This window comes from Croceibacterium segetis, from assembly GCF_011320115.1.
Taxonomy (GTDB): domain Bacteria; phylum Pseudomonadota; class Alphaproteobacteria; order Sphingomonadales; family Sphingomonadaceae; genus Croceibacterium_B; species Croceibacterium_B segetis.
On record NZ_JAANOZ010000023.1, the window covers coordinates 22,823 to 32,587 of the forward strand.

The window sequence follows — 9,765 nt, forward strand, 5'->3', positions numbered from 1 at the left end:
ACCGGGCCGCAATGGTGGAGAATGAACGATGAGCGAAGCAATCGACGAAGCCAGGCTCGAACAGCAGATCGGCAAGGTGATCGGCGATGTGGCCGGAGCGATGAGCCTGTTCATGGCCTATCTCGGCGACCAGGCGGGTGTATTCGCGGCGATGGACGGTGCCGGTCCGCTGACTTGCGACGCGCTGGCGGCGAAGACCGGGCTCAACCCGAAGTACCTGCACGAATGGCTCGGCTCGGTGTCGGCAGCAGGCTACATCGCGTTCCACTCGCACAACGAGACGTTCGAACTCACCCCCGAACAGGCGCTCGTGTTCAGCCGCGAGGGACAGCCCGCGTGCATGCAGGGTTTCATCCAGATCGTGTTCTCGCAGTTCGAGTTGCTCGACAAGGCGGTCGACACGTTCAAGTCGGGCAAGGGTAGGCCGTGGAGCGAGCACAGCCAGTGCTGCTTCTGCGGCACCGACCGGTTCTTCCGCCCGGGCTACGCCGCGAACCTGGTCGACAACTGGATTCCGGCGCTCGACGGGGTCGAGGCCAAGCTCAAGGCCGGGGCCAAGGTCGCCGATATCGGCTGCGGCCACGGCTCCTCGACGATCCTGATGGCGCAGGCCTATCCCAACTCGACGATCTACGGCATCGACTTCCACGCCCCGTCGATCGACGCCGCGCGGGCCAAGGCGGTCCAGGCCGGCGTGACCAACGTGAAGTTCGAAGTCGCCAGCGCGCAGGACTATCCCGGTGAGGGCTTCGACTTCGCCTGCATCTTCGACGCGCTGCACGACATGGGCGATCCGGTGGGAGCGGCGCGGCACATCCGCGAGACGCTCGCGCCTGGCGGCACATTCATGCTCGTGGAGCCGATGGCGGGCGACAGCATGGCCGAGAACATGCACGCGGTGGGGCAGATATTCTATGCCGCCTCGTGCACGGTGTGCACGCCGGCCTCGCTGGCCCAACCGGTCGGTCTTGGGCTTGGGGCCCAGGCTGGCCAGAAGCGGCTGACCGAAGTGTGCCGCGAAGCCGGCTTCGCCAACGTCCGCCGCGCGGCCGAGACGCCGACCAACATGGTGCTCGAGGTGACCGCCTGACACCAGAAGCCCCGCGGAAGGCGCCGGACTTTCGCGCAGCACCAGGTTGGGAGTTTGCGACGGCCGGGAAGGCCTACGCACGCTGCGCCCGAGGTTGACGCGAGGCGTACCGTCGCCGAAACAGAGGCAAAGCGGGAGAGGGCGGGCGATGGCGACAACATTCAGCGAAGCGATGGAGCGGGCACCCCTGCGCGCCTTTCAGATCGCGACTTTCGCGATCTGCATGCTGGTGCTCACCTGTGACGGGATCGACCAGCAGCTGCTCGGGATCATCGCGCCCAAGGTGATCGCCGATTTCGGCGTCGCCAAGAGCACCTTCGGCATCGCCATGAGCGCCTCGCTGGTCGGCTTCGGCCTCGGCGCGTGGAGTGGCGGGTGGCTCGGCGACGCGGTCGGCCGGCGCTGGTCGCTGGCGATCGCGGCGGCGGTTTTCGCCCTCGCCACCGCCGGGGCGAGCCTGGCCGACGGTGTCTGGTCGCTCGCGGTGTGGCGCGTTGTCGGCGGGCTGGGCTTCGGCTCGGCCTATTCGAATGCGATGGCGATGACCGGCGAGTGGCTGCCTGGCCGCTGGCGCTCGGTCGCGGTGACCACGCTTTCGGTTGGCACGCCGGCCGGAGGCACCGTGGTCGGCTGGCTCGCGCCCGACCTCGTGACGAATTATGGCTGGCGCGGAGCGTTCATCGCCTTTGGGCTGGCGACCTTGCTGATTGTGGTGCTGATCGTCGCCGCGCTACGCGACAGCCCGTCGTTCCTGCTCGTCCGCGGCAAGCCGGCGGAAGCCAGGCGCGCAGCCGCCAAGCTCCTCGGAAGCGAGGTAGATCTTCAGCCCGAGACCCACGCGACCGATGTCCTTGGAGGATCGCCGATCGGTGTCCTTCACCGCTCCAACCTGCGGCTTAACATCGGCATCGGCATAACCTTCGCGGCGTGCGCCCTGTGCGCCTACGGGGTGCTCAACTGGTCGACAACGTTCCTGACCGCGAAGGGCTTCACGCTGGCGCAGGCCGGCAATGCCGTCTCGATCGGCGGGCTGACCTCGATCGTCTCCTCGATTGCCGCGGGCCTGCTGGTGCACCGCTTCGGGTCGAAGGCGGTCATGGCCGCCATCAGCGCGACGCTTGTCGTATCATTCATCGTGCTGGCGATCACGGTCGAGCGGTTGCCCGTCGCGCCTTCGGCCGACGACCGCCTGCTGGTGGTGGTGATGGTCGGGATCACCGCGGCGATCTTCAGCGCGGGAATGGCCTCGATGTACGCGTTGATGACTTACGGTTATCCGCAATCGTGCCGCTCCGCCGGGATCGGCTTCGGGATATTTGTGGCTCGCGTTGGCGCTATCTCGGCCAGCGGCCTTGGCGGCTGGCTGCTCGACCTCGGGCACGGCAGCACAGTGCCGTACTTCGCGGTGCTGACGGTGAGCGCTGCGCTGATCATGGCGGCGCCGCTGATCGTCGACCGGCACGTGCCGCCGGCGCGGCGGGCGCGGACGGCGCTAGCCTAGGCTAGCGTACGCGCGGCCCGCCGAACGGCAGCGGCGGCGGGGGCCGGCGGGCACCGCGCGGCAGCTGCGCCTGGTACGCGCGGCCGCAATGCTCGACGCAGTACGGGAAGCCGGGGTTCACCTTTTCGCCGCAGAAGTGGAAGTCGGCTTCGCCCGGGTGGCCCATCGGCCAGCGGCAGACGCGGTCGTTGAGATCGAGCAGGCTCGTCTTGTCGGCAATCTCCGGGCTCGGCTTGGCCGGCACCAAGCGGCGCGGCGGGGCCGGGGGGATCGGCGCCTGCTGATCGCCGGGGCCCTGGCGCAGGAAGCCGCCCGGGCCGACCGAGACGATCTTGGGCATGTCCGGCCGCGGATCGGGCAGCGGCTGGCTGGGAATGTCGCCGGCGGGCTTGGGCGCGGCGGCTTGAGGGGCCTTGGGCGCGGGCAGGGGAGCCTTCACCTTGGGCTTCATCTTGGCCGCGGGCGCCGGATCGGGTGCCTTCTTGGTGGGGATCTTTTCCTCGTTCGGTTTGACCGGCGAGGGGCGCGACTTGAGGCCCAGGCGATGCGCCTTGCCGATCACTGCGTTACGGGAGACGCCGCCGAGCTCGTCGGCGATCTGGCTCGCGGTGGCGCCGCCTTCCCACATCTTGGTCAGCGTGGCGATGCGTTCGTCGGTCCAGTTCATCTAGTGTCGATACCTTCAAAATATGTCTGGGCGACCCTTGCGCGGCTTGCCAGCTCGGGGCGCTGCCGATAGTCGGCGCCCGATGGCCAATCAAGCCCCCGCCGCGCTGCCTGCCGCTTCAAGCGGATCGTCCCAACTCAACGGGAAGGCGCGACGCGAGTTTCCGCCCAAAGGTCAGCCGCTGATCACCGGGATCAACCGGATCGGACTGTGGAGCCTCTATATTAAGGAGGTCCGCCGGTTTCTCAAGGTCCACACGCAGACGATCTGGGCCCCGGCCGTCACCACGCTGCTGTTCCTGGTGATCTTCACGGTGGCGATGGGCCGCGGCAATCGCATGGTGCTGGGGGTGCCGTTCGCCACCTTCGTGGCACCGGGCCTTATCATGATGGGCATGATGCAGAATGCCTTTGCCAACTCGAGCTTCTCGCTCCTCGCCGGCAAGATCCAGGGCACGATCATTGATCTCTTGATGCCGCCGCTGAGCAATGCCGAGTTGATGACCGGGATCGTTGCCGCTTCGATTACCCGCGCGGTGATGGTTGGCGGCGCGCTGGCCCTGGCGATGGCGCTGTGGCCGGGCGTCGAGCTGCGCGCAGCGCACCCGTGGGCAATTGTCTGGTTCGGGCTGATGGGCTCGGCGTTCCTGTCGTTCCTCGGTTTCCTCACCAGCCTGTGGGCGGAGAAGTTCGACCACAACGCGGCGGTCACCAACTTCGTCGTCGCGCCGATGTCGCTGCTCTCGGGCACGTTCTACGTGATCAGCAACCTTTCGCCGCTGTTCCAGTCGATCAGCCGCCTGAACCCGTTCTTCTATCTGATCAGTGGCTTCCGCTTCGGCTTCCTCGGCCAGAGCGACATCGGCAACACCAACCACGCCGTGATCGGCGCGGCGATCGGCGTCGGGATATTGAACCTGGTGTTCGCGGTGGCCTGCTACCGCATCCTGAAGAGCGGCTGGAAGCTCAAGAGCTAAACGCTAGTGCGTCAAGCTGCGGCGCAGGCGGTAACGCCCCTCCGCAAAATCTTCGAACAGCTCGGGCACCGTCGGATGGTCGATCGGACCGCCGTCGCTGTCCTCGAGCAGGTTCTGCTGGCTGACATAGGCGACGTACGATGAATCCTCATTTTCGGCGAGGAGGTGATAGAACGGCTGGTCGCGCCGCGGGCGCAAGTCCTTGGGAATCGCCTCGTACCAGTCGTCGCTGTTGGCGAAGACCGGATCGATGTCGAACACCACGCCGCGAAAGTCGAACAGCTTGTGGCGCACGACATCGCCGATCGCGAAGCGCGCTTCACAATGGCGCGGCGCTTCGAGCCTGCGCCCGGCCTGCGGCGAATAGAAGTTGGATCGTTCCATGGACATGCGGATATAGATTACCGGGGACGTGAAACAAGGTTCCCCCTAGCGGCTATGCCCCAGTAATTTGACCGCTTTGGGAACAAGGGGTTGGCAAGCCCAAAAGCATCCGCTAACCGCCGCGCTTTCTTGCCGACCGGGCGCCGATTTGGCGTCCAATGCGCGCCTGCGGAGAGGTGCCGGAGTGGTCGATCGGGGCAGTCTCGAAAACTGTTGAGCTCGTAAGGGTTCCGAGGGTTCGAATCCCTCCCTCTCCGCCAATATACGTTGATCTTGTTGGTGTTTTTTACGAATCAGGGTCACGGTTCCCATAACTGCTCCCCGATAGAGGCCGCGCTAGTGCGCTCAGCGACGGCCGATCTGCTTGGAACGACTTCAGATCGCGGTGAGCAACTTCAGGGTGAGGCGCCCTCTGGCTGAAGGTGATCGCGATCCGGAACTCTCCCGCCAATTCTATGCTTTTCGCACGAACGGCCAAATGCTGTGTCTGATCACCGCCTCAGTTGATCTTCTGAAAGACAAACTCGCAGCAGCCGGTGCCGAAGGCGCCGATACCGAACGGTAAGGGGAATTCCCTGTACGGCTCGAAGCCGAGCGGTTCGATATGCGCCTTGATCTCGGCGGGCGTGGCGGATTCGTAAGGGTAGCCGCCGAGCCAGTCGTGAACGTCGGTGTGGAAATTCATGCCGCGCGAGGTCTTGTAGGCCCTGATGGTCCGCAAGGGGTTCTTTCCGGTGACGACCATGCGCGCAATGTATGCGGCCTTGTAGAGCATCCGGGCGAGCCAACGAAGCGGACCTGGCGCGGCGGTATAGAGCCGCTTCTCGACGCGCCACGCACCGCACATCGGGGTCTTTTGGTAGAGCGCGATGGCGAACAATCCGCCCGGCTTGACGAACTGCGCCGCCTTCTCGACCGCGTCCCACATCGCCCCGGTGTGGTGGAGGACGCCCCACGAATAGACGATGTCGAAGGTGCCGAGCACGGCAGGGTCGGCATCGAAAATGCTGAGCCGTTCGGCGCGGGCGTTGGGGCAATAGTAAAGCTGCTTTTCGGCGGCGCGGACGCTCTTGGGGTCGATGTCGATCGCCACGACTTCCTTGGCGCCAAGTTGCACGGCAGCCAGCGAATGAATGCCCGAACCACAACCGATGTCGAGGAAACTGGAACCCTCGATGCGCTCCCTCGGCAGCAATTTGAGAAGGCCACGGGCGGCTTCCTCGATTGCGCCTTCGTCCACGTAGTGAAGGAACTGCGTCCAGTTTTCGCCGAACTCGAAATGGGTGTCGAGCGAGCGGAGCGTGTCAGTAGCCATGCGCGCCTTTATCAAGAGGTTACCGCAAACGCCACCACCCAATGCGGCCCCATCGGCGAGATGACGGGCGAGGCCCGGCCATGATCGACCCAACGGAACACCAGCGACGCAATCGTGGCCAGCGTTCTCTATTCGATGAAGTGATGCTTGCGCAGCAGCAGCATCGCGTCGGCGGCGTGGTCGGCCAACCATGGCGTGCGAGCGACCAGCCTCTCAATCGGCAGCGCGGCGCCGCCGCAAAGGCGCTGCAAACCTGCCGGGATCAGGAAATGCCGGCGGCAGTCGAGCAACTCGAAACCGTGGCAACGATCCAGAACGGACTTCAGCGTCGTGCGTCTGTAGTGCAGTTTCCCGGACAGCGAGACGAGGAACGAATTGAGCTGCCCCACCGCTTGCGAATGGTCGCTCAGTTGCAGGATCAGCAACCCACCGGGGCGAAGGCTGCGGTAAGCCGCATCGAGCGTGCGGGCGGTGTCGTCAACGTGGGCCAGCACACCGATGCACAGCGCAATGTCGTGCGCCTCGGGCTCTACGGCGTGGAGGTCGGCGCAAACGTAGCGGGCGCGCTTGCCAAACCTTCGACGCGCGACCTCGATCATGCCGGGGGAACTGTCCACGAGCGTCAGGGAACCATGCAGGGCTTCGCTGATCGAACCATCCCCGCAGCCGAGGTCGATAATTCGCTTGCCCGCCGTGTCTCCGAGTATGTCCGCGACCAGTTCGGCGCGGAGTTTGACCCGGTGGTTGCGGCGCAGATAACGCGCCGGTTTGCTGAAATAGGTCTGCGCCCGAGTTTCCCGCGCGCTTTGCGGAAGGGTTGCCATAACCCTTTATAGAACACAGAATCCAGCGCGACGGAATATCGGGAGATGTCGCGCGAGACCCGGCCCTGTTCGACTCTACCGAACACCTGCGACACGGTCCTGCCAGCGTTCCCTAGGCAGTGAAGCGCTGCTTGCGCCGCAGCATCGCGTCAGCGGCGTGGCGGGCCAGTCAAGGCGTCCGGACAACCATCCCCTCTATTGGCCGCACAGTGCTTCCGCAATGGCGGTTCAGGCCGGCCGGGATCAGGAAATGGCGGCGTTAGTCAACCAACTCGAAACCGTGGCAACGATCCACAACGCAGGTCGATCGAGCACTCTGAGGCGCGTCACACATCAAGTCCGCTGCAATCTCCACGGGCGCTCAGCCTCACTCCTAAGTAACTTATCCTATATCAGCTTAGCGGTCTCAGGTGCGAGAGATACGTACTGCATCGAAGGCCAGTGGAATCTGACGAGATGGGAAGCGAGTCTTGTTCAAGCTTGCGGTTCTGATTGCTCTTGGTTTGTCGATGGTTGGCGGCGTGGCTCACGCCGAGCGCGGCAACTTCCGAGTGTCCGTCGGAGCCGAACGAAGCACCGAGAAGCTCGACGTCGACGGTGCGCTGCTGGGTTCTCTGGCCCCTCGAACCGATTTCCACAGCGTGTCGGAAGACGACCGTTACACGCCGTACTTTGGTGTCGACTACGAACAGCCGCTCGGAACAAGCCTATTCGTTGGCGCCGAAGTACATCTCACGGTCGGCAGCTCACAGCAGACACTTTCCGCCGATGCGAGCACCACCGTGGTCTATAGGGCCCAGATTTGCTATCCTCGTTTCGGCCATCCTGTTGCCCCGTGCGAATGGGGCGTGCCGGATTTCATGACCGCCACATACACCGAACAGCAGAAACTCGACCTATCGGTCAAAAGCGGGCCCGCCGTTTCCTCGATATTCAAAGCAGGGTTCGTTGCAGGACCGCTGCGAGCTTGGATAGGGGGCGGCCCGGCGGTGCAGTGGCTGCGTATGTCCTACAGTCTTCCGGAGCTCTACACTGTGAAGGGTCCTCTCAAACCGGTCCACCTGTTCACCGACCCAAGTCCGTTGTTTCCGCCGAGCATGATACTGTCGGCCGAAAGCCGCAAGGACACCGTCACGCGACTAGGCGGGACTTTGGCGGCTGGTCTCGCCGACCAGCTTACAAAGCGCCTTTCGGTGTCGGCTCGATATGCCTTTGCCGATTACGGAACGGTGACGCTGAACCCCACGGCTAGGCTCGGAGCCACTACAATCAAGAGCAAGACAAAGTCGGTTGCCGTCGCATTGGACTACGCCTTCTAGCTAGTCTCGATCCTTCGGGCCGGTTGTGCCTGGCAGGGTCGAGCCTTTACCCGACCAGGGTATGTCCGCAATGGGTCGAAGGCGGCTGGTGCGCTGTGGGTGGAAAGCGGACATTCGCTTACCCGGCAACGTGCGGTGAACCTAGTTGCCACCGGCGCGTTGTCTCCTTGCTCATGCACAGGAGAGGTTATGGAGCATCAGGAGCCTAAGCCGATGATGGGGTGGGGCAAGTTCGCAGCGATGATCGCCGTTTCGACGGCGATCATGTTTCCGCTGATGTACCAGCTCGTCTATGAGTGGGACCACGCGATGTTCAGCCTCAACCGGCTAGTCGCCTCGCTGGTGATGGGCTGCGTGATGACCGGGGTGATGCTCGTCTTTATGTGGCCGATGTACCGGGGGGTGACGACCAAGGTCGTCGTGCTGGCTGCCGCGCTGGTCGGCGCGGTGGCGCTGCTGGCGGTCAACCGCAGCCAGGCGCTGATCGCCGACACGGCGTTCATGCGCTCGATGATCCCGCACCACTCGATCGCCATCAACAACGCCCGCAAGGCGACGATCACCGATCCGCGTGTGCGCAAGCTGGCCGACGGCATCATCGAGGCGCAAGTGCGCGAAATCGCCGAGATGAAGGCGCTGATCGCCGACATCGACGCGCATGGCAGCCGCGGGACTACTGCACTCCCGCCGAGAACGGCGGAGGTCACGCCCAATATGTGGCCGGAGATCGAAGAGGCTGTCCGATAAGGGTGGAAAGCGGACGTTGCGGGGGTTAGGCTAGACCAGCGGATCGGGAACACATCTATTCGGTCCCTCGGAGCGCGCCCATTTGATTGTGAGTGACGATGGCCACACTCAACCAAGCGTTCGCAGATCCTAATCCTTCGGTTCGGCTCAATGCTGCTCTCAAGGCAGGCATAAATCCGTCGTTACTTCACCTCGACACCCTGCTGGAGCAATGCGCTGTCGAGCCTGACTTTCAAGTTCGTGAAATGCTCACTTGGGCGCTGATCCGCCTGCCTGCTGAGATTGTCGTGCCCAAGTTGATTGGCGAGTTGTCGCGCAAAGAAGCGCAAGCCCGCGGCCAGGCACTCCACACTTTATCCAAGTTTCGGGACCCGTCAGCATGGCAGGCGGTCGCGGCGATGCTTGATGATGAAGATGAGCGAGTGATGCGGACAGCGTGGTATGCCTCCGTGGCTCTTGTTCCGGAGGGTCAGCGCAAATGGCTGGCAGAAAAGCTGGCGTCTCGCCTTGGAAGTGGAGACGAAGAAACTCAGCTCAGCTTGAGTCGAGCCATTGTTGGATTGGGGCACGAAGCTTCCATGCCCATTCTTGGGACTGCAATTAGGCGCGGCGACGACGACACTCGAGTGCATGCGTTAGCTACCGAGCGGCTGTTTCATGATCCGAACGTGGGGTTCGCTATCTCCCTCAAGGCCGCTCGCAAGCAAGTCGCCTTGGGCCAGACAAGGTCCTCCAAAGGATGATGTCGGCGCCGACCTGAAGCTGGCCAGAGGCTGCTCTGATGGCTCGCGTCATTTTGTACTGATGTCCGCAATGGGTGGTTAGCGGACGGAACATCGAGGCTAGTCGGTGAGCCGGGCGGGCAGAGTTGCAAGGGAGGCCGCTTCAATGCAAACTGGCGAACTGATCGTAAAGCGGAGGCAGGGCCTTGCTGATCGAACG

At 63.7% G+C, this 9,765-nt stretch carries 10 protein-coding genes and 1 tRNA gene; 7 read left to right on the plus strand and 4 right to left on the minus strand.

The window, feature by feature from the left end; translation table 11 throughout:
* Positions 1-28: 28 nt before the first annotated feature.
* Both G7B69_RS16020 and G7B69_RS16025 read left to right on the plus strand, forming a co-directional pair.
* Positions 29-1,090 carry a class I SAM-dependent methyltransferase gene (locus G7B69_RS16020; RefSeq protein ID WP_166181086.1) on the plus strand — a complete coding sequence of 354 codons (1,062 nt, stop codon included), beginning with the start codon at positions 29-31 and terminating at the stop codon, positions 1,088-1,090.
* A gap of 148 nt (positions 1,091-1,238) precedes the next feature.
* The gene (locus G7B69_RS16025) at positions 1,239-2,591 is read left to right on the plus strand and encodes an MFS transporter (RefSeq protein ID WP_166181088.1); all 1,353 of its coding nucleotides are present in this window, start codon (positions 1,239-1,241) and stop codon (positions 2,589-2,591) included.
* Position 2,592: 1 nt separating this feature from the next.
* On the opposite strand, the gene G7B69_RS16030 is transcribed toward G7B69_RS16025, so the two are convergent.
* On the minus strand, positions 2,593-3,258 hold the full coding sequence (locus tag G7B69_RS16030) for a GcrA family cell cycle regulator (protein ID WP_166181089.1): 666 nt from the start codon (positions 3,256-3,258) through the stop codon (positions 2,593-2,595).
* An 82-nt stretch (positions 3,259-3,340) separates the two neighbouring features.
* Here G7B69_RS16030 and G7B69_RS16035 point away from each other — a divergent pair, with 82 nt between their 5' ends.
* Positions 3,341-4,234: an ABC transporter permease gene (locus tag G7B69_RS16035; RefSeq protein WP_166181090.1), complete on the plus strand. Its 894-nt coding sequence runs from the start codon at positions 3,341-3,343 to the stop codon at positions 4,232-4,234.
* 3 nt (positions 4,235-4,237) lie between these two features.
* On the opposite strand, the gene hspQ is transcribed toward G7B69_RS16035, so the two are convergent.
* Positions 4,238-4,618: a heat shock protein HspQ gene (gene hspQ, locus G7B69_RS16040; protein ID WP_166181092.1), complete on the minus strand. Its 381-nt coding sequence runs from the start codon at positions 4,616-4,618 to the stop codon at positions 4,238-4,240.
* Between the two features lie 170 nt (positions 4,619-4,788).
* On the opposite strand from hspQ, the gene G7B69_RS16045 reads away from it, so the two are divergent.
* Positions 4,789-4,878, plus strand: a tRNA-Ser gene (locus tag G7B69_RS16045).
* Positions 4,879-5,117: 239 nt separating this feature from the next.
* Here G7B69_RS16045 and G7B69_RS16050 read toward each other — a convergent pair.
* Together G7B69_RS16050 and G7B69_RS16055 are read right to left on the minus strand one after the other, a co-directional pair.
* Positions 5,118-5,933: a class I SAM-dependent methyltransferase gene (locus tag G7B69_RS16050; protein ID WP_166181093.1), complete on the minus strand. Its 816-nt coding sequence runs from the start codon at positions 5,931-5,933 to the stop codon at positions 5,118-5,120.
* A gap of 128 nt (positions 5,934-6,061) precedes the next feature.
* Positions 6,062-6,757 carry a class I SAM-dependent methyltransferase gene (locus G7B69_RS16055; protein ID WP_166181095.1) on the minus strand — a complete coding sequence of 232 codons (696 nt, stop codon included), beginning with the start codon at positions 6,755-6,757 and terminating at the stop codon, positions 6,062-6,064.
* A 470-nt stretch (positions 6,758-7,227) separates the two neighbouring features.
* On the opposite strand from G7B69_RS16055, the gene G7B69_RS16060 reads away from it, so the two are divergent.
* From G7B69_RS16060 to G7B69_RS16070, 3 genes are all read left to right on the plus strand, one after another.
* Positions 7,228-8,076 carry a hypothetical protein gene (locus G7B69_RS16060; RefSeq protein WP_166181096.1) on the plus strand — a complete coding sequence of 283 codons (849 nt, stop codon included), beginning with the start codon at positions 7,228-7,230 and terminating at the stop codon, positions 8,074-8,076.
* Between the two features lie 189 nt (positions 8,077-8,265).
* Positions 8,266-8,823, plus strand: coding sequence for a DUF305 domain-containing protein (locus G7B69_RS16065; protein ID WP_166181098.1), 558 nt, complete (start codon positions 8,266-8,268; stop codon positions 8,821-8,823).
* Between the two features lie 98 nt (positions 8,824-8,921).
* Positions 8,922-9,566 carry a HEAT repeat domain-containing protein gene (locus tag G7B69_RS16070; protein WP_166181100.1) on the plus strand — a complete coding sequence of 215 codons (645 nt, stop codon included), beginning with the start codon at positions 8,922-8,924 and terminating at the stop codon, positions 9,564-9,566.
* The last annotated feature ends 199 nt before the right edge of the window (positions 9,567-9,765 follow it).

Coding starts and splice junctions, on each gene's coding strand:
- G7B69_RS16020 (WP_166181086.1), top strand. CDS start 29: ATGAGCGAAGCAATCGACGAAGCCAGGCTCGAACAGCAGATCGGCAAG.
- G7B69_RS16025 (WP_166181088.1), top strand. CDS start 1,239: ATGGCGACAACATTCAGCGAAGCGATGGAGCGGGCACCCCTGCGCGCC.
- G7B69_RS16030 (WP_166181089.1), bottom strand. CDS start 3,258: ATGAACTGGACCGACGAACGCATCGCCACGCTGACCAAGATGTGGGAA.
- G7B69_RS16035 (WP_166181090.1), top strand. CDS start 3,341: ATGGCCAATCAAGCCCCCGCCGCGCTGCCTGCCGCTTCAAGCGGATCG.
- hspQ (WP_166181092.1), bottom strand. CDS start 4,618: ATGGAACGATCCAACTTCTATTCGCCGCAGGCCGGGCGCAGGCTCGAA.
- G7B69_RS16050 (WP_166181093.1), bottom strand. CDS start 5,933: ATGGCTACTGACACGCTCCGCTCGCTCGACACCCATTTCGAGTTCGGC.
- G7B69_RS16055 (WP_166181095.1), bottom strand. CDS start 6,757: ATGGCAACCCTTCCGCAAAGCGCGCGGGAAACTCGGGCGCAGACCTAT.
- G7B69_RS16065 (WP_166181098.1), top strand. CDS start 8,266: ATGGAGCATCAGGAGCCTAAGCCGATGATGGGGTGGGGCAAGTTCGCA.
- G7B69_RS16070 (WP_166181100.1), top strand. CDS start 8,922: ATGGCCACACTCAACCAAGCGTTCGCAGATCCTAATCCTTCGGTTCGG.